General features: G+C 62.9%; 17 protein-coding genes. 8 read left to right on the top strand and 9 right to left on the bottom strand.

Going from position 1 to position 19,327, the window contains the following annotated elements:
- Nucleotides 1-479 precede the first annotated feature (479 nt).
- Complete coding sequence (locus IE209_RS27230) at nt 480-1,091, bottom strand: hypothetical protein (protein WP_189690019.1); 612 nt, start codon at nt 1,089-1,091, stop codon at nt 480-482.
- Between the two features lie 1,388 nt (nt 1,092-2,479).
- Between IE209_RS27230 and IE209_RS27225 the strand changes: the two genes are divergently transcribed.
- From IE209_RS27225 to IE209_RS27210, 4 genes are all read left to right on the top strand, one after another.
- Nucleotides 2,480-2,713: a hypothetical protein gene (locus IE209_RS27225; protein WP_189690018.1), complete on the top strand. Its 234-nt coding sequence runs from the start codon at nt 2,480-2,482 to the stop codon at nt 2,711-2,713.
- 553 nt (nt 2,714-3,266) lie between these two features.
- Nucleotides 3,267-3,704 carry a DUF3597 domain-containing protein gene (locus IE209_RS27220; protein WP_189690017.1) on the top strand — a complete coding sequence of 146 codons (438 nt, stop codon included), beginning with the start codon at nt 3,267-3,269 and terminating at the stop codon, nt 3,702-3,704.
- A gap of 229 nt (nt 3,705-3,933) precedes the next feature.
- Nucleotides 3,934-4,206 (top strand): hypothetical protein, encoded by a 273-nt coding sequence (locus IE209_RS27215; protein WP_189690016.1) that lies wholly within the window; start codon nt 3,934-3,936, stop codon nt 4,204-4,206.
- Between the two features lie 152 nt (nt 4,207-4,358).
- On the top strand, nt 4,359-5,390 hold the full coding sequence (locus IE209_RS27210; RefSeq protein WP_189690015.1) for an SOS response-associated peptidase family protein: 1,032 nt from the start codon (nt 4,359-4,361) through the stop codon (nt 5,388-5,390).
- A 63-nt stretch (nt 5,391-5,453) separates the two neighbouring features.
- On the opposite strand, the gene IE209_RS27205 is transcribed toward IE209_RS27210, so the two are convergent.
- From IE209_RS27205 to IE209_RS27195, 3 genes are all read right to left on the bottom strand, one after another.
- Nucleotides 5,454-5,930 (bottom strand): glycine zipper domain-containing protein, encoded by a 477-nt coding sequence (locus IE209_RS27205; protein ID WP_189690014.1) that lies wholly within the window; start codon nt 5,928-5,930, stop codon nt 5,454-5,456.
- 99 nt (nt 5,931-6,029) lie between these two features.
- Nucleotides 6,030-7,667 (bottom strand): sensor domain-containing diguanylate cyclase, encoded by a 1,638-nt coding sequence (locus IE209_RS27200; RefSeq protein WP_189690013.1) that lies wholly within the window; start codon nt 7,665-7,667, stop codon nt 6,030-6,032.
- A 75-nt stretch (nt 7,668-7,742) separates the two neighbouring features.
- On the bottom strand, nt 7,743-8,078 hold the full coding sequence (locus tag IE209_RS27195) for a hypothetical protein (RefSeq protein ID WP_189690012.1): 336 nt from the start codon (nt 8,076-8,078) through the stop codon (nt 7,743-7,745).
- 417 nt (nt 8,079-8,495) lie between these two features.
- Here IE209_RS27195 and IE209_RS27190 point away from each other — a divergent pair, with 417 nt between their 5' ends.
- On the top strand, nt 8,496-8,801 hold the full coding sequence (locus IE209_RS27190) for a hypothetical protein (protein WP_189690011.1): 306 nt from the start codon (nt 8,496-8,498) through the stop codon (nt 8,799-8,801).
- A 338-nt stretch (nt 8,802-9,139) separates the two neighbouring features.
- Entirely contained in the window at nt 9,140-10,774 is a 1,635-nt protein-coding gene (locus tag IE209_RS27185; RefSeq protein ID WP_189690010.1) for a methyl-accepting chemotaxis protein, read from the top strand.
- A 65-nt stretch (nt 10,775-10,839) separates the two neighbouring features.
- Here IE209_RS27185 and IE209_RS27180 read toward each other — a convergent pair whose 3' ends face one another.
- Nucleotides 10,840-11,040 carry a hypothetical protein gene (locus IE209_RS27180; protein ID WP_189690009.1) on the bottom strand — a complete coding sequence of 67 codons (201 nt, stop codon included), beginning with the start codon at nt 11,038-11,040 and terminating at the stop codon, nt 10,840-10,842.
- Nucleotides 11,041-11,419: 379 nt separating this feature from the next.
- Here IE209_RS27180 and IE209_RS27175 point away from each other — a divergent pair, with 379 nt between their 5' ends.
- Nucleotides 11,420-13,273 (top strand): hypothetical protein, encoded by a 1,854-nt coding sequence (locus tag IE209_RS27175; RefSeq protein WP_189690008.1) that lies wholly within the window; start codon nt 11,420-11,422, stop codon nt 13,271-13,273.
- Nucleotides 13,274-13,740: 467 nt separating this feature from the next.
- Here IE209_RS27175 and IE209_RS27170 read toward each other — a convergent pair whose 3' ends face one another.
- A complete protein-coding gene (locus IE209_RS27170) occupies nt 13,741-14,469 on the bottom strand; it encodes a hypothetical protein (protein WP_189690007.1) in 729 nt (242 codons plus the stop codon).
- Between the two features lie 290 nt (nt 14,470-14,759).
- On the opposite strand from IE209_RS27170, the gene IE209_RS27165 reads away from it, so the two are divergent.
- Nucleotides 14,760-15,008, top strand: a complete 249-nt coding sequence (locus tag IE209_RS27165) for a hypothetical protein (protein ID WP_189690006.1) — start codon at nt 14,760-14,762, stop codon at nt 15,006-15,008.
- A 416-nt stretch (nt 15,009-15,424) separates the two neighbouring features.
- Here IE209_RS27165 and IE209_RS27160 read toward each other — a convergent pair whose 3' ends face one another.
- The 3 genes from IE209_RS27160 to IE209_RS27150 all read right to left on the bottom strand — a co-directional run bounded on the left by IE209_RS27160 (nt 15,425) and on the right by IE209_RS27150 (nt 19,311).
- Entirely contained in the window at nt 15,425-17,218 is a 1,794-nt protein-coding gene (locus tag IE209_RS27160; protein ID WP_189690005.1) for a putative bifunctional diguanylate cyclase/phosphodiesterase, read from the bottom strand.
- Nucleotides 17,219-17,443: 225 nt separating this feature from the next.
- On the bottom strand, nt 17,444-17,797 hold the full coding sequence (locus tag IE209_RS27155; protein ID WP_189690004.1) for a phage protein NinX family protein: 354 nt from the start codon (nt 17,795-17,797) through the stop codon (nt 17,444-17,446).
- 275 nt (nt 17,798-18,072) lie between these two features.
- Nucleotides 18,073-19,311 carry an HD-GYP domain-containing protein gene (locus IE209_RS27150; RefSeq protein WP_189690003.1) on the bottom strand — a complete coding sequence of 413 codons (1,239 nt, stop codon included), beginning with the start codon at nt 19,309-19,311 and terminating at the stop codon, nt 18,073-18,075.
- Nucleotides 19,312-19,327: the final 16 nt, after the last annotated feature.

Genomic DNA, 19,327 nt, shown 5'->3' with positions numbered 1-19,327 from the left:
GCGACGTCGCCCTAGACAGCAGTCCGGGAGGGATGGACCGCGTTCGCTGTCCGCAAGGCCAGGCCACGCAGGTATTCGTTCACGCGACGCTCTTTGTAGCCCGCGATCTCAAGCTCCGCTTCGGGGACCGCCATGCCCGTCTCCATGAGGATCGTCGTGGCCGCCCCTCTCAGTGTTTCTGCGAAGCCGTGCGCGTCCAAGGGGAAAGATCGGGAGGCGGGGCCTGCGGTCGTTCGCCACAACGCGACCCATTGAAAGGCGGCGAGACCAAGCCTCTTGCGGTTGAACGACAAGGCCAACCTGTACGCTTCACCGCGGGGGATGGACCGAGGATCCGACCTCGGTTCGTCGGGGCACGATGGTGGTGACTTGATCTCGGAGATGGCTCTGGGCACGGGTACGCGGTAGGGGCGGCTTCAACGCATTATGCGGTCCAGTCGGCCCGATCGCCGGCTGCTGCGTCGCCGCCGTCGCTACCATCACGGATGCAAGCTGAAACGCACCGACACGCGAGCGGCAGCAACAAGGTCCAGGCCGGCAAAAGCGAGCTGCTGGGCTCGATCGTGGTGCGCCCGCCACGGTGCTGCTTCTATCGAATCCGGATCAGCGGCCCAAACCGCCCATGCACGAAAGGCCCGCGCCCTATTGCCAAAGTGAGCGAGCAATGCGGTTTCGTAGATCTGCTTGCTTTGGAGACGCTCTCGGGCACAGAGGTCGCCAGCGTTCTCGATCCTGAGCAGTTGCTTGATGGCCTCTCCCTCGTGCACGCGCTCGGTCCATTCGAAGCGAGCGACGATGGCGTCGAACACATCGTCGTCCTCTTCGGCATCTGCCATGCGCCCGATCAACGCCTCGATCTCGGCGATGACCAGCTGAGCGAAGGCTTGCTCAGCCCCGGACGCGCCCGCCTTGCGCATGTGCAGACAGAGGTCCGCAGAAACGTCCCGCAGGTCGGTGCCGGCCCGCACCGCGTGCGCGCATGCGTCGGCGCACCAAGCGGCGCCCTCCGCCACGTAGCTGTTCATCCCTTCGTCCGCCGCCAAGATGCCTGCAGCCACCGCGTGCTCTCGTACCCGTTCCTGCATCGTCATCATGTTCACCTCGCGTATGCAACGTCATGGCTGAAGGCTAGCGGCGGGCGACCGGCCGGTCCAGCCGCGTCGTAACGGCGGTCGCGCCGGTCAATAAAAATGCGCCATCGAAGATCGTACTTTGGCCGTTTTTCCGATCCGAGGCGGGACGATCGCTGAGCCAGCCGTGCCCGGGGAGAACGCACCCATTTGCCACGCGCATGTCGGTGGTCGGTCCGGTCGCAGGAAGAAAACCACCGGAGCTCCAACGCTGCCGCGAAGAACTTGCGTCGGCGGACGGCCGCTGACCTCATTTCCGGCCCAGGTGCAAGCGACGCACAGGCATCTCTTGGCTTGCCGAGAACTGGGTATCACGAGAATGGTTTCGGTCTCGCGTGCACTTCGTCAACGGTGGGCGCGCTGACGCTCGCTACCGCTGCGGGTAAGACATGCAGTATTGAAGTTCGTGCAATTGATCGAACTGCCGGTGCTTCGGTTCGCATTCGCCCGCCGTCTGACTGAACACTTCGTCCCATGCGAAAGTCGGCGGACCGTCAGAGAAGCCGTGACGCAATGCGGCCCCGATGAACTGAGCGAGCGCTCACTTGGTTTTCGCAGTCCCAGCTCCGTTTGACCCCGCGGCAGTTGACCAGCTGACTCGGTGCGATGCTTTGCTGATCCAGCTCGATTCGGATGCCGTCTCGACCCGCTTCGAAATCAGCACGCTCCGCCAAAGAAGCGCTGCAGAAGTAATGCAAATACGGCTAGCCGCGCCCGCGGCGCTGCGACTATCAGTTGACGTCTATTGCCGCCGCCATGTCGGAGCGAGCCTTAGGTCGACCCCACGGTGCGGGAGGAGAACCAATCGGGAAGAGTCGTCACATGCCCTGCCCGGATCTCGCCCGAACCCTGAGCAGTAGAAAAGCTGCTTGGCTCGACCAAAACATGACGACGCGTGCAACTGACTGATACACAGCGGGAAAAATGCCGACCAACGAAGCGGGTGATTTGGAGCCATGTCGCATCCGACCACAAGCACGCAGAAATACGGCACAAATGTTACATTTGGATGCATATCGGATAGCCGTGGTGTCGAGCGCCTTGCCACGAGTCAGCCGAAAAAGCGATAAATCGATACAAAACAGCGGCCTCGCATGACGGCCTGAGAGTTGCTAGGAGCAGCCAACCGCCCATCACCGTACCGCGGCCGTCGCGGTCAAACCTGGACTGGAGGTGTCCATGCATGCGAGATCTCACCGCACTCCATTGCGCTGCCTGACCGCGCCCCTCGGGCCGCATCACCCCTTTCGGGCCGACTGGCGGCTTGCAGTCGCAGATTCCGTTTGGATCAGCAGGTCGCCGCATTACGTGCGGCACTCCGTTGTCATGGACTCTTCTGAAAGCCCATCGTGAAAACGACCAGCCGAGAAGCAACGAACGCGCAGCATCTCGAGTACCTGCGCAAGCGAAGCGGGATCGAGCACGCGCGGTACGTGCGCGACAGGATGGGCTGGCGGTGGGCGCCCGGCGTGGTGATGTGGACGCTGCGTCACAGTGTGGCCGTTCGGGCCGCCTTGGTGTTTGCTCTGATGGCAGGGCTGGTCGGCGTCGATCCGACGGCTTTGCCGGAGCTGCTGCGTTGAACGTAGGCCACGCACGTCTCGGAACGCCAGTCCCGGGCACTCAAGCCCCACCCTGTGCAGGCAATGTGAGGGCTCTGACCAGCTGGAGTTGGTGGCGCCGGGTGCGTCAGAAGCCGATCGCGAAAGAGGCTTTGCGGCGGCCCTGTTGTACTTGGAGCACGCGGGCGTCAGCGTCGACCAAGCTCTGACCGGTGCCCAGGCGCGCATGGATTGGGGCGACAGCGGACTTGCGCCGTTGCTTGAACCATCCTACCCAGACCTGACCGGTGCCGAGGCACTCGATAGCGCACTGGAGGCCGCGCTGCGCGCCTGCTACCGCGGCCGAAACGCCCCCCTCGAAGCCGAATTGCGGCGCTCGCCGTCCAACCCCGATCCGGCATCGTCAGGTTCAGGCGCTCCCTGAGCACCACTGCTGCCGCCGTCACGTCCCATGGTGATGGCGATGCCATCTGCCAGACAAGCAGGTGGAGACCGTCCGGCGTCGGCGGTGTTGTCCCACGTGACCACAGAAGCACACGGCCACACTGATCAGCTTTCCAACCTGGAGCGTTCAATGGGCATTCTCAGCAACATCCTCAGCAAGATTTTTCCGTCTGCGCACGCACAACCGAAGAACGACGCGCCTGCAGCGCCGCAGGCACAGCCACCCGCACCTTCCGCAGCGCCCCAGGCCGCGCCGTCAGGTGCACCGAGCACGGGGCCTGGGTCCTCTGCTCCGCCCCGTCCCATCACGCAGGTGGACGTAGAAAAGCTGCTCAACGACAAAGCGGCAGCGGCAGGTGAAAAGCTGAACTGGCGCACGTCGATCGTCGATCTCATGAAGCTGCTCGGCTTGGACAGCTCTTTGGCAGCCCGAAAGGAACTCGCCCAAGAATTGCACTACACCGGAGACACGAACGACTCCGCGTCCATGAACATCTGGCTCCACCGCCAGGTCATGAACAAGGTGGCAGAGAACGGCGGTAACGTCCCTGCCGATCTGAAGGACTGAGCGTTCAGGTCCGACTGCGGAGCCGTTCGCCGCGGCCCGCAGCCAAGCAGAGCGCAGAAGCGTTTCGTTCACGAACTTGTGTGTTGCTAAAGGGCGTCAGTCGCTGAGATTCGTGACATCCATGCGCGAAGACGCAGGTCCGGCACAGCTATGCTTTGGAGCATCGAAACTAATCGGAGCCCATCGGAACGAGCTGGTCCGCCCAGCGCCGCGTCGCGTGGCTCCGAGAATGGACCACGTGTTCTCCATGCATCCGATCGCGATCGAAGGCCTTGGCAAAGATGGCGGCACAATGTGCCGAGCCGCTGCAGTGAGTTCCACGCATCTCGCTGTCGAGATCGAAGGCAGCGAGGCGTACGTTCAGCAAGCTTCGCGACAGCTGTTCGGTGGACCCTTGAACGTCACTTACCGAGGCGTCAGCCTTGTCTTGAGCGATTTCACCTTCCTTCACGAAGGCGACCGGCACCGCATCGTGTTTCGCGCAGCCCATCAGATTCGGTAACTTGAGCGCAGCTGTTTGGTGAGAGCCACGGCAGACGATGCCCGGAACGCCGATGCCGCACGACGGTCTGCTTGAGAGAGCAGCGCCACCCCACCACCTTTAGCACGCACAAACGTTGCACAGATCAATCCGTGCAATCGACGAATCGATAGATGTTTTCCGCAACCGTTTGGGCCGATCCCTACAAGTACCAAGCCGAGTTCGGCAGCCTCGTTTGCACTGCCGCGTTCCAGCAAATGCTCGAGCGCCGGTCCGCCGGTGAGCCCGTTTGCGTTCCGATGGAACTTGAGCAGGCATTCCTCTCCCACGACACTGCCGACTTGCGAGCGATCCGGCAACTGATCCGCAATCATCGCAATGACCGTCTCAAACTCATCGAAGCCAGCATCGGGACCTTGAGCAAACGACTTCACGACATCGAATTGACGATGACAGTGCCGAGGCGCAACTCGGTCATGGTGCGAAGGAGAACGGTCGAGCGTGAACTGATCGATGCGAGGTTGGAGCGCAAGCAGCTGATGGAAGGTGTCGTCGCTCATGCATCGACCCGCGTCGTTCCGGGCACATGGGTGCCCCTCGTGACGTTCCATGACGGGCGTTCGATCGTCAGGCCGATGCGACTTCAATGTCGGCCCTCCCGGTGGACCAGCAAAGCCGATCGGCGATTGGCTGGATCACACGTGGTTGCGCGCAACAGTCTGCAGGGCATCTGGCGCGAGCACTACGGCCATACCCACGGCGTCATCGCCTTGGAGGCATTCAAGGAGTCGCTGGCTGCGCACGTTCTCGAAAAGCGTCGCCTAGGCCCGCGAGAGGAGATCACCACCACGGAGGTCACGCACACGGCCGCTGACGGCACAGCCCTTCTTGTTCCGTGCATCTGGTCTCATTGGCAGGAGGATGGCGCTCCGGAGCTGTGGTCCTTCGCTGTCATCAGCGATTCGTCGGCAGCAGATGGTGAGCCCGCGGGTGGATCGACTACGCTGGCGGTGCTGAAGAAGGAAAACGTCGCGGCTTGGTTGACACCTCAAGGGCGACCCGCATCAGAGTTGGAAGCGATCCTCGACGACAGACCGCACACCCGGATGCAGTTCACCTACGCCAAACCGCGGGACGCCCGGTGGAGCCACGAGCCATTCTCGTTTGGCAGGGTGAAGCGAGGGTCGCAAGCGGCGCAGTCATGAGACCGTGAGGAACGACGCTCTTTGCGCTGCAGCGCCCCAGCGCTGACGCTGGGGAGCCGAGCGTCAACGCCCGTCCCGATCCGAGTCGCCTGGAATCGCGCGTTCCACGGCGTTGCTCACGCGGTCCCAGGCATCGCGAGACGCGTGCTTGGCGCGTTCCCACTCCAGCGACGACCGGCCGCGCGAGCCGGTCCAGCCAGATCCTAGTTCGGACTCGACGTCGTCGAACGACCGGCCGGGATACTTTTCGTAGGCGCTGGAGCCGTACGAGTAGGCCGGGCCGTAGTCGTCGTAGCTGGCCCCGCTGGCATACGGCCGGCTGCTGTAGTTGTCTCGCCAGTAGTTGTCCTCGGCGACAGGATCGACCTTCGTCGCTTTGCCGGCAAGCGCGCCGACCGCCGCACCGACGGCAGCTCCGACCGCTGCTCCAACGGGACCGGTCATTCCGCCAACGGCAGCGCCGGCAGCCGCCCCGCCCGCGATGCCACCGCCTACCGCGCCGATGGCGGCACCCGTACCGACTTTGCTCTTTTCTTCCATGGTGATCTCCTGTGGGTGTGAAGAGCAGCCACGGTACGCAATCGGCAATTGCCGGTTTGACAGAGACGGCCCACTACCGGCGTCGTCCAACCGGTGGCGCTAGCGTTGCAGGTGCTCGTGCACGGGGGACAATGTTGGCGAGTCCCACCCCGCAACATGCACCCGATCGCGGCCAAGCCGCTTGGCGTCGTACAAGGCGGCATCGGCAGACATCAACAGGTCGGTGCGCGCGTGATCACGCCCGGGGATCAACGACGCCACACCCAAACTGACCGTCACCCTGCCTAGCGGGGAGCCCGCGTGCTCGATCGCCAAATCCCTGACCGCCCGACGGGCCGCTTCTGCCACCGACGCGGCACCGGCTGCACCGGTTTGGCGCAGCATCAACGCCATCTCTTCGCCTCCGTATCGCGCGACGAGATCTTCGGGGCGCCGGACCACCGTTCGCAACGCCGCAGCCACCCGGATCAAGCAGTTGTCCCCTTTCACATGGCCATAGGTGTCGTTGAACTGCTTGAAGTGATCGACGTCGACCATGATGATCGACAACGGCTCTTGCTCTCTTTGCGAACTTCGGAATGCCCTCTCGAACCGTCGGTCGAAGGTTCCTCGGTTCGGTAAGCCGGTCATGCTGTCGAGCCTAGCGATGCGTTGCAGCTGAACGTTCGCTTTGGCCAGAGCGTCGTGGGCATCGCGCAGCCCCTCCTCTGCGCGAATGCGGTAGCGAAGATTCAATTGGATCAAACGCAGGCCAATCGCCAGCGCGAGACACAGCAACAACACCCACAACGACTGAAGCCAGGACGAGGTCCGCCACGCTGCGAGCACCTGCTCCCTCCCCGCCGCCACGATGACCAATGATGGGTGGCTGCGGGCGCGTTCGAAACTGAAGAAGCGGTCGACGCCGTCGATGGGTGATACCGACGAGCCGAAGCCCGAGCCCGCCGGACCAACGAAGGGGTTGAGGACGGTCGCTGGCTGCCCCACGTTCGTGACGATGCTGGGGTGCCGCGCGACGTAATGGCTTGCGATGGTCAAGGTGATCGCGCCCTCCCCCAAGTTGAAACGACCAAGCAGACGGCTGTAGTAGTCCACGCTCAACGTGGCCAAGGCAACGCCGGCAAACCGTCCTTCGGCGTCGTTTATCCGGCGTGATACAGGGATGACCCACTCGTCGGAGGAACGGCTTCGGACGGGTGCACCCACGCGAGCAAGGGCGCTTTGGCTTTCACGATGGTGGACGAAGTACGCAGCCTGCGCATCGTTGAACGACGAGTCCCATTTCGCCTCGGAAGTCGCGATCCATGCCCCCTTCGCGTCGTAGACGAACATGCCGCTCAATTGCTCGGTCCTGGCCACGTGATTCACCAGCACAGGTTGCAGACGAAGCAACGAATCGGACGTGACGTCGGCACGCTCCAGCTCTTCCACCACGGTGTCTAGCAGCTGGTCCACCTGGGCTAAGGACAGCTCGACTTGCTCGGAGACGGCTCGTGCGAGGTTCGTGTTGACGGCGTGCGTTTGTTCGATCACGTGCCGACGCGATTTCACGATGAGCCAACCGTTGGCGACGACGAGCGCAGCCAGCGCGAAACCGATCAGCCACCTGGCTGCGCGCGTCCCGGTCCCCGTGGACGATGGCCCGGGGGCATCATCGAGGACGCTGAACGCACTTGGGTCTCCGGCCGTGTCGCCGTGATCGAGAACTTGGACACCGTGCTTTTTCGTATGCGGCATTCGTAGTGGACGTTGAGGATTGCCCCGCTGTGGTCGCGGGCGGAGCACGAACCTCGACGCGACAGCACGCAGCTCTCAATCAGGGTTGCGTTGCTCAGGGCGAACGGGAAATTTTAGAAGCGCGACCTGAATGAGCAATTCGATCGAGCGCGCATCCTGCGGACCCAGACCGCTCACGTCGATGAGTTTGAGCACGAGTTCCATCCGTTTGGCCACGTTGACGTGAGCGGATGCCCCGGCAAAAAGATTCACAGGGGCATCGCTGCAATACGCGATGTATTGACGAATGGATCCCTTGCAGGGCAGCGCGCCCCCTGTCAGCAAGAGCGTGAACGCAGCATCGTCCACCCCGGCGGATAAAAGGCGTTGCGCCAACAATGCCGAATACGGCGGTACCAAGTATTCATCCATTTCGACGTGTCCCCGCGCGGTAACGCGGTGGCTAGGTCGTCCGATGACAGCAACCTCCGGCTTCTACGCCCGCTGGCGAAATGCAGCGTCTCATCGTTGTGTCTGCCGCGACGCCTGACGGGGACAGGAGGCAAATAGGATGGCCTCAGTTTGTAGGATTATTCCTACATTCTCTTGACGACGATGCGAGTTCCGCTTGTCGCGACTGCGGTCTTGGCGCATCAAGCCTCGGCTTGCCGTGGCTTTTCTCGGTTCAGCCATACAGCTGTCGAAGGACCAGCATCGAGGCCAAACCGTGAAATCGAAGTAAAAGTCGGCTGGGCGAGCGATCTTCACCTCTTGATGCGAAAGACGCGGTCAGCGTCGCCTCGGACGTTTCGCCAACGAGTGCGCCGGCCGGCTGACGCTGCTGGCACCATGTCCGAGATGAAGCAGGCGACCTTGGACGCCATGCAGCGGCACGCTGCCTCGGGACTTCAGCTGCTCGAAGTTGCGCTGGCGCAACGCTGCGCCGACGTCGCGACCTTTGCCCGTCGGCGCCCGGCAACGCCATTCGCGGTGCCTTTTTTCCATCCGTTGGTGCTATGTCCGACGGCAGGGAAGCGGTACGAGGGCAAAGGTGCGCTTGCGCGGCAATGGCTGGACTCGGCAGCCAGCCGCCACAATTTGCAGAGGTCTTCTGCCACGTGCTCTTGCAGCAACTCGTCGCCGCCGTGGCGGTAGAGGCGGCGTTCAGGGCGTCGCGAGAGTCGGGTCCGGACTCTTGCTGCGTCCCCGGCATAGCGACCTGCACGCGCAGAAACCATGGCGGAAGTCTCCCCGAACGGCTTCCCGCCTGTCAGGCGGATGCCCTGCTGTCCAGGAAGGCGAGGAGATGCGCACTGCCGCTCTGGGTCGGGTCTTTCGCCACACCAGACCGCCTAAACCCGCTTCGGTCACGCGTGCTGGCAGGCACGAGAGGGTCATGGCCGTCAATCCGTGCATATTCCCAGCGTTTGTGCAGCTTTGTTCGTCAGCTCTGTGACTAGACTGGGCCGACCGCACTCCAAGTGGGAAGCACCATGCGCAACAACCAGCCCGTCAGCGGCCGGGAATACCAATTTCCTGCGGACCAGACCTTGGTGTCGGTCACGGATCTCAAAGGACGCATCACCTACTGCAACCCAGCCTTCATCGAAGTCAGCGGGTTCACACGCGAAGAATTGTTGGGCCAGCCGCACAACCTCGTGCGCCACCCCGACATGCCGGCAGAGGCGTTTCGCGATCTCTGGAACACCATTCAAAGCGGCTCGCCTTGGAGCGGCTACGTCAAGAACCGGCGCAAAAATGGTGATCACTACTGGGTGCAGGCGAACGCCACTCCGATGATGGATGGGGACCGCATCACGGGTTTCCTTTCGGTGCGAACCTATCCGGCCCGCGAAGCGGTGGAGGCAGCGGAGCGCTTGTACGCGAGCATGCGCGAGCAAGCTGCCAGCGGAAACCTGCGCCATGTGCTGCACCGCGGGGAGGTGCGCCGCCGGGACCTTTGGGGCCGCCTGGGACAGACGCTGCAACCGCAAACGCACGGCAAACTGCTTGCCCTGCAGCTCACCGCGTCGGCTGCCATCGTCTTGGCCGCCTGGGCCGGTTTGCCCGATGCCGCAGTGCTGGGGGTGGCCGCAGTCACGACCGTTGCGGCGGTTTGGGGTGTGCGCCGACTGATGGTGGCACCTCTGAAAGGATTGGTCTCGGACGCCAACAGGCTGGCTTCCGGGGATCTGTCTCACCGTGTGGCCACCGACGCCTCCGGCGACATCGGCCGGCTGCAGCGAGCGCTCATGCAGATGTCGGTCAACTTGCGAACGGTGGTGGCCGACGTACGCTCCGAGGTAAGGCAACTGGGCGACGCGGTCGGCGAGATAGCGGCCGGCAACCACGACCTGTCAGCCCGGACGGAGTCGCAGGCCAGCAGCCTGCAGCAAACCGCTGCGTCGATGGACGAAATCAACGGGACGGTGCAACAAAGCGCCACGTCGGCGATGCGCGGTGCCGAGCTGGCGCACGCTACCGCCGAGGTCACCGAAAGCAGCAATGCCGCTGTGCTCGCCGCTGCGGAGACCATGGAGCGCATCACCCAGTCTTCCAAGCAGATTGGCGAGATAGTCCAGTTGATCGAAGGCGTGGCCTTCCAGACCAACATCCTTGCCCTCAATGCAGCGGTGGAGGCTGCGCGTGCAGGGGAGAGCGGCCGGGGATTCGCGGTGGTGGCTTCCGAAGTCCGGGCACTCGCCCAACGCAGCTCCGGCGCGGCGCGCGAGATCCGCGAACTCATCGTCGAATCGGCCTCACGCGTTGAGCAAGGCTCCAATCGCACGACCGAAGCACGGGAGCGGATGGAGCAGGCGCTGTCCTCGGTCGCCAAAGTGCGTACCGCTCTGGACGAGATCAGCAGCGCCGCGCGCGAGCAGCAGCAAGGCATCGCACAGATCAACGAAGGCGTGAACCAGATCGACGGCATCACGCAGCAGAACGCCGCTTTGGTCGAGCAGCTTGCCGCGGCGGCGCAGTCGCTCCAGGGCCGCGCCCAAGGCGTCAGCGATTCCATGCGCCTGTTTCGGCTAGTGCGCGGCGAGCAGTCTTTGTCGGAGGTCGATGCGGTCGAGCTTCGACGCGCGTCGAAACAGGTCGGGGACGCCGTCGAGAAGTGGGTTTGATGGCCCACGGGTTGAGCCAAGTTTCAACGCTTGACCTCGACCGCCGCTTCGGTCGCGCCGGAAGTTCAATGGAAAGAACCGCCTGGGCGCTGTGACCGCGAAAGACTCAGCAACTGAAGGAATGGATCTTCCTGCGCGGCTTCGACCTCATCCATCAGCCGATGCGGGACGATGCGACCTGCCGCTACGTAAGTTTGCGTCAGGCCGCACAACTCGTCGGCGCGGCGCGCAGCAGCTTCCCATCGCTCGATGACGCTCTGGTCCATGACCCAAGCTTGGAAACGGTGTCGATGATGGATTGTCAGCGAAGCCCCCGCGAACGCGTCCCGACGTATTGACGCTCGCGCTTTTTGCCGCGGTTGCCCATCAGCCACCTCCTGCATTTGGAGGATGACGTTTGGCGTTACCTTGCAAATGATGCTGCCCGGCGAACCGCGGCTCGCCGACCAGATGCTCAGCCGTTCGCCAGAGGGGCGGAAGCGAGATGAACGTTCCTGCGTGCTGGCCCCGCATCACCAGGACATCACGAACCTCGTTCCGTGGAGCTTGGCGATGGCGAGACCTGGTCATTCCAGCGCTGACGCTCCTCCGCGCACCGGACGAGCTTCGGCTGTGACATCCAAGCATCAAAACCGAGTGGTAACCATGAACTCAAGAAACTTCCTTGCGGCGCTGTGCGCAGCAGTCGTCCTGGCAGCGTGCGGCGGCGGAGGCGATGACTCTCCAACCCCTCCCCCATCAGGCGGTGGCACGGGTGGCGGAACAGGGGGAGGCTCCGGCGGTGGTTCGGGCGGCAACGGCACCGTCATCACTGGGACCGCGGCAGCGGGCCTGCCGCTTGTTGGCACGGTCACGGTCAAGGACGCAGCCGGTGCCACCCGGTCGACCCAGCTGGGGGCCGGTGCCAACGGCATCTACAGCATCGACGTTGCCGGGATGACGGCGCCGTTCGTTTTCCGCGCGGACGGTTTCGCAGGAGGTCGCGAGTACGTGGTCCACTCGGCCGCCACGCAGGCCGACATCGGCAACGTCATCAACATCACCCCCCTGACCGATTTGGTCGTGTCGAACATCGCAGGCCAGGTCGCGCGAAACTACTTCGACGCCCCGAACTTCTCGACCCTGACCGCTGCGGCGCTCACCGAAGAGGTGTCCAAGCTGAAAGAGCGGCTGCTACCGGTGCTGCAAGCCATGGGCGTGGAAACCACGATCGACCTGCTGCGCACGCAATTCACGCCCCTGCAAAGCCAGATCGACAGGGCGATCGACGTGCTGCGTGTCGATTACAACGCGGGGGTCGCGACGATCACCAACGTCGTCACGCGGCAGCAGATCCAGGACAACCTCGCCACACGGGCTGCTCAGGAGGCAGGTGCCGCCACCATGGACAACACCACCGGTCTTGCCACCAGCCCATCGGACATCGATCAGATCCGCCAGCTGCTGTTGACGTTCTCCAACCAGTTCGCGACGACCGCCCCCTCTGTCAGCGCGCTGAAGACCTACGTGTCTTCGGATTTCTTGTACCGGGACCGTCGAGCCGACGATGCGCTGAATTTGCTGGTGAGTTTCAAACCCCTGATCGGCTCGCGCTTCACCGACGTCACCATCCGCTCGATCGACTACACCACCAACCCGCAACGGCCGCTCGCGCGGATCAGCTTCCTCATCCTCGGAGCCAACGGCGCTCGCCTGTCGTTCGAAAAGCACTGGCAAGTCGTCAAAGACGACGGCGCCTGGAAGCTGCATGGGGACCAGCGCACGTTCGATGTGGAGATTTTTGCTCTGATGGGAAGCAACAGTTACCTGAACACGGTGCAGGGCAACGTTCAGCCGAGCAACTGCAAGCAAAGCGGTTTGACCATGCTGATCGAGGACCCAGATGTGTCCAACACCAGCACCGTCGACCACGTGATCGTTCGTGGACCCGGTTTGGGGGAAGGTGCGAGGCTGAACCGCGGCGAGCTGGGCGGCTTCTTTGTGACACCCGAGACGACGAACAACAACTACCGCACGATGGCATCGACCTGCGGCGGCGGCACGCTCACCGATGCGGAGATCAAGGCGCTGCCGTCTAACGCCGAGTACACCATCACCGCCTACGACTCCGGCGGCGCCCAGGTCGGTGCGGTGCTGACCGACTTCGTCCCGCTGCGCCCCCTTGCTGGCGATGAATTGAACGGCGCGCAGTTCGCCACCATCGTTGCGCCGACGTTCGCACAGTTTTTGGCTTTCAACGGCGGCGACCTCACGGTCAGCCTGTCGAACCTTGACCCCCAAGGCCTGGCATGGGTATACGGTTACCTGGGCTACACCAACGGCCAGGACACCCGCGTGGAAACCGAAGACCAAGCGCCCTCCAACGGCTCCTACACAACCACGATCAATCTGCCAGCTCCACCCCCGGGGGCGGCCATCGCGGTCCGCGAACTTCGAGCAGAGCGGATCGCTTCCGACGGGCGTGAATACATCACCTTCTGGCGGATCGAAGGACAGTAGCGTTGAGGCTGGCGTCGCCCTCGGGCGGCGCCCTTCGAAGCACTTGGCCCTTCGTGGGGAAGCCATGGCTGGATGGAAGGCGGTCCCTCCTGCCTGCCGAGATCGAACTGGTCGCCACTCGGCCACCAGTCACTTGACCTGTCGCTAACCGCCAGCCTGCGAGGTTCGCTCGAGCATCTTTTGGGCTGCGGATCGCTGTGCAAGGAAGATCCTGCAGGCAAGCCCTCGACACGGATCGCCTCGCGCGTGGTGGAAGAAGTCTGATGTCCATGCGCCCGTCGTCGACGCCACGAGGGACGAAGCGAGACAGCGCGCTTGAGAGGACGCCATCTCGCCGCTCTTCATCGCATCAAAGCACACGGCCTCCCGCGCGCCGATTCAGGTTTTTGGGCCCAGCCTGCGTAGCAACTCGTCCTGCAACCAGGCAAGGCCGCGGATCCGACCGCGCTTGACGATCTCATCGACGGTCAGGGGCTGAACGGATCGAGCCTCGAACCAGCGTGTTGCTGCCGCCCGAAGACGACCGGATGCTGCTGCATGCTTTGGCTCGATGACGATGGCCGCCAAACGAAAGACATTGCTTCGCGTTCGTCGAATGCCGCGCCGACTTCGTCGCTGGCAACGATCAAGCAGAGGCGAAGGATTTGATCCTCCCGATCGCTTGGCGAATCTGACATCACCGCTCCTTCGAGGTCGTCCAAACAGCATTTACAACACGTTTCGGAACACCGATGGGGGCGCGTGTCCACCAAAAGGTGGAACAACTTCGCTTTGCAAGCCTGACGCGGCAAGCGCAGTGCCACGGCACGACTGTTCGCCCCAGATCCACGCTCCCCGGCGCCCCAGTTCGCAGGATCATCGGCTCTCACCTCCCGGTTGACGACTCGCTCGGCTTGCCCAGGGATGTCTATGAGCGCGCGAATAAGCCTTGGTCCAAAAGCGTGCGTGCTCACAATTGCGTCTCTGTCCCTGACTTTGCGGTCGGCAAATCCAAGCGGACGTAGCAGCATGCTGATCTTGGACGCCTGTCGGCACAGATTGCCGACGCACTGAAGCAGGGTCGACGAATCGCGTCCGCGCGATGAAAATGCAAGCGTCTTATCAGCCGCCGCGCCGAGCGCATACTCCGGCAGACGAATACGTTTGGAACAAGCATGCGTGAAGTCGAAACGCCTCTTGAACTCGCTCGACGTCATGTAGCGACCGCATCACGCCTGGTGGACGAGCAATCTGACAGGGTGGCTCAAATGCCTCCTGATGGAGAACTGGCTCGTTCTGCCAGAGCGTTGCTTGAGACGATGAATCTCACGCTCAAAAATTTTCGCTCGGATTTGGCGCGCCTTGAGGAGGAATCTCAAGGGGGCCCTTGACCGCGCGATCGCGTCGAAGCAGCCGTTCTGACATAGCTGCTCTGTGCCGGCACAGCGGCTGAATGCCAAGGCGCGGGCATTGACGAGCGAATGGCCCAGCCGGGCACAATGCGTCGATGGACTGGCATCCTGAATACCGTCTCGACCCTCCTCGAATCGCGTTCCGGTTCGCTGCGGGCGGTCAGTCGCACGCTGGATCGATTAGCCTGGATGCGCTGGCCGCTCTCGCCGGCATCCCGGTGCACAGCGCTGAGGAGGCAACCTTGGCGTATTTCAACCACTGGCGTCACGTCCACTCGGCGGCGCTTGGGCTGCGAGCCAAGGGACAGAAACTGCCGTTCGTGTCGCGCGAAGACGTCGAGTAGGGCTCAACCCGGCGCGCCGTTGCGCCACATGCGACACGGCGGTCCGTGGCTCGACTTCAAGTCCTACACCCGCCGTGCACAGCGGTGCTCAGCATGAAGCATGGAATCCGTGGTCGCCGCCGCCGTCCGCGAAGGCGCTGAAGCGTTCGCGAGGGGAGTTCCCTTGCAGGCGAATCCTTACTCTGCCAAAGCCGAACGCAGTCCGCTGCACCAAGTCCTGGAGGGTAGCTGGACGCTTGGCTGGCTCAGAGCGTTCGAAGACGACGAGATGTCTTAGGAATGCGCTGCGCTGGCTCTTGCAGATGCGAACGGATGTGGTTGAGCACGTGTCGACAAACTGCGCGCAAACTTCTCCGGCAGGGCGGACTCAGTCGGCGCGCTTGGCAGCTGCCGTGGGCCACCTCGCCGGGCACCGCTCAGCTGACCAACAATCGAGCTGGAATCTGCGCACGGAGAAACGGCAACAGGTCCGTCGCCTCGATGGGCCTTGAGACGAAGTAGCCCTGGATCGCGTCGCATCCTGCTTGGACGAGCATTTCGTAAGTCTCCGCGTCTTCCACCCCTTCGGCCAGCATCCGGTAGCCTAGGCAGTGACCGAAGTCGATGAGCGACTGCGCAAGCGTCCAAGCGCGGAAGTCCGTGGCAATGGGTGCGACCAGCGAGCGGTCCAGCTTGAGTAAGGATACGGGCAGCCGGTTCAGGCACGCGATATTCGAGTAGCCGACCCCAAAATCGTCGAGGGAAATCTGCACACCCAACTTCTCGATCTCTTGCAGGGTGTCCGAAGTCCGGCTTCCCGTCAGCACTGAGTTCTCGGTGCATTCGATATGCAGCCACTTCGGGTCGACGCGGTGGCGATCGCATGCTTCTCGGACCTTGCTTGCAAACTCAGGATGCTCCAAGTTCTTGGCAGAGGCGTTGACCGCGACGGTGATGAACAGCCCTTGGCTTTGCCATTCAGCGGTCTGCGCAAGCGCTGCTTCGAGCACCCAGTCCGTCAGCTGATGGATCGCGGCCGTCTTTTCGATGGCCGGGACGAATTCGGCGGGGGAGATGGTGCCCATCACGGGGTGGGACCAGCGCAGCAGCGCTTCGACGCCGGAAAAGCGCCTCTTCGCAACGTCCAGTTTGGGTTGGTACACCAATCGAAATTCGCCGTTCTCCAGGCTCTCCGGAAGCATCTTGACCAACGCGTAGGCCCGTCTATGAGGGACGTCCATGTCCGCCGCATACCAGCGCAGCGCGGCGGACTCTGCCCCCGCTTGCACCAAGGCTGAAGTTGCCATGCGCAGCAGGTCCCGGCGACCGTCCGATTTGGCATCGAACATCAGCGCACCGCACCGCGCCTCCAGTGTGAACGCGACGCCATCGAAGCGGAACGGCTCGCGCATGCGCGCCATGATCCATTCCAGCTTGGTCGATGCTTCCTCCTGCTGGCCAACGCTCAGCATGAACGCGAAGCGGGTCTCGCTGACGTGGTAGACGGTGATGTCCGAGCCAAGCAGGCTGCCAAGCCTGCTGCCGATGACGCGAACGGAGCGCTCGAGGGCAGGAAGGCCAAGCGCGAGCAAGGCCGATTGCACCTGCGAGCTGCTCATGACGTCCACCAGAGCGAGTGCGCGTGCGCCCGGGTCACCGGCCATGGCCAAGTCCTGCAGATCGGACCGCAGTTGGGCTCGATTGGGCAAATGGGTGACTTCGTGGACGCGCCCGACGGAAACCGTCCGCTCGATCTGCACCATGACGAGCGCGGCCAAATCTTTGAGTTGGGATGCTTCCTGCTCCGATAGCTCTCTCGGTTCGGTGTCAATGATGCACAGGCTGCCGAGTGCATGGCCGCTCTGCGTGATGAGCGGGGCGCCGGCATAGAACCGGATGCCCGGCTGACCACAGACCAGACGGTTGAATTTGAAACGCCGGTCCCTGGCGGCGTCTTCCACCACCAGGACATCGGACGAACGAATCGCGTGGTCGCAGAACGCGGCCCCTCGCTCCGTCTCCGGCACCTCCATGCCGACCTTTGACTTGAACCACTGGCGGTCGTGGGTGATGAAGGAGATCAGCGCCGTGGGAACGTTGAACATTGCAGCAGCAAGCCGCGTGATCCGGTCGAAATCCTCGGTCGCAGGCGAATCGACGAGCTTGGTCGCCTCCAGAACGAGAAGGCGCTCTCTCTCGGCTTCTGACGCGCCTGTGAGCAGTTCCAGCATAAGTACCCTTTGTAATGCTGGAAGTCTCGGGCGTGGGAGGGTCCGCCACACCGACAAACTTCGCACAACACCGCGCCGCACGCCCTTAGCAAACAAAAGCTACGGAAATGTGCGCATTACTTCACGACCTGCCGAAACCACGGCCGGCTGCCTTTGCTGGTGCAGCGGTTGCGCCTTCAGATGTCTTTCTTCGGTGAACGAACCGCGCAGGTCGAGCCGGGGCGGTCAAGTCGGTACCTGGTCGCCGTAAACCTGCACAACGCGAGCGCGCATCCCCGCAATCAGCATCGAAGGGCCTCCCATCAAGCCTCCTAGGCCCGGCTCTCGTCCGGGCACCATCGCGCACCACACTTCCTGCAGTCCATCCCACATGGAGCCAATGCGCTCGCGCTCCATGATGGGCTGGCCCAGCGCCGGATCGACGGAGGGGTCGAAGCGATGCCCATCCGCAAAGCACGCAAATTCCGACTCGGCAGGGTCGTCGCTCGCGTCCATGGGCAGGATGGCGATGTGTTTGCGCCCCTCAGCCCGCGCCACCCAGGCGTCGAGGTCGGGACCAGTAAGGTCAGCAGTTCTCATTTGTTCTCGTGGGATGCAGGCCGGCCCGGTATGAGGCTAGGCCGTCAGGCCAATTCTGAAGGCTCGGGCGGACGCTGATGGGGTCTGTTCATGATGCAACCGCAGCGAAGCCATCGACATGGCGTTCGCCGTCGTGCACGTCAGGACCGGTGCAGATCATGCCTTCGAAACTTTCAGTCTCGTTGTGTTCTCGGACGCGCGTCGTCATGAGCCGGTGGCGCGGGGGTTCGCCCCCGCTGATCGAGGCAGGGCGTTGCCTGGATGAGGCGCAGGTTCTACCTGCCGGCCGAGAACGCTGGCTTCAAACCGCACAACTCGTCCAGATCGTTGAAACGCCAATCGGACGGCGATTCGAAGCCCACGATGGCGTCGCCTTCTGCAGGGTCGGCGAGGTCCACGTCCCGTGGGAACACGCGGACGTTCGACTCCAAGTTGAAGAACGCCTTCACCCGTGGGGCCAACAGGTTTGCGTGATTCTGCTCTGCTACCACTGCCAGCCGGCCCGAGCGCAGACGCACGAGCGAGCCGGTGGGATAGATGCCAACGGTCCGCACGAACGCTTGGAACACCTTGGTGTCGAAGTGCCCCTTCCACTGCACCATTTGTCGGAGCGATTCGGCCGGGCTCCAACCCTTTTTGTAGGGACGGTCCGAAGTGACCGCGTCGTAGACGTCGCAGATCGCACCCATCTTCGCCACGGCGCTGATCCGGTCGCCAGACAAGCGATGCGGGTACCCGGTGCCGTCCACCCGTTCGTGATGGTGAAGGCAGACGTCGAGCACGACCGGGCCCACTCCCCCACCTTCCGTCAGGAGCTCGTGACCTCGCACCGCGTGCGTTCGCATCACCTCGAATTCGGCGTCCGAGAGCTTGCCAGGTCTGTTCAGGATGCCGAGCGGCATCACTGCTTTGCCTACGTCGTGCAGCATCCCAGCCAGACCTACCTTCATAAGCAAGCGCTCGTTCAGGCCGAGCTGGCGGCCAAGCCCCACCATCAAAGCGCACACGGCCACCGAATGCATGTAGGTGTATTCGTCGTGTCGTTTGAGCCTTGCCACGCTGATCAGCGCGTCGGGTTTTGCGATCACCGACTCGCAGATGTCCGACACCAGGCTCTCGCACCCAGGCAAGTCCAATGCTTTGCCTAGCCTCGCGTCTGCAAACATCGAAGTGATCCTCGGCATCGACCGTTGGATCAGACGGCTGGCTTCCTCCACCGCGCTGACGTTGTCGTTCACGGACGGGAACAGCGGCGCCGGCATGGTGGCAAACCGCTCGAGTTCCGCCTCGGCCAGGGCTTTGACCTCGACCTCGGTCGCGCCACCCTCCAGATCAAGCCCTTTGTCCGTATCGATCCACAACTCGCTGACGCCGGATTGGAGGATCTTTTGCAGCTGCGCATCGGTCCCGAGGACGAACTTCGAGCGCCAGAACGGGTGATCGACCCACGAGCCGCAGAACTCGTGCACGAACATGCCCAAGCGCAATTGGGAACATGCGATCTTCTTGAGCATCGCTTCGACCGGCAGA

Origin of the sequence: Pseudorhodoferax aquiterrae, assembly GCF_014652235.1 — a bacterium.
Lineage (GTDB): Bacteria > Pseudomonadota > Gammaproteobacteria > Burkholderiales > Burkholderiaceae_C > Pseudorhodoferax > Pseudorhodoferax aquiterrae.
Note: the sequence above shows the minus strand (reverse complement) of the source record. Positions and strands in the feature narration are given on the sequence as shown.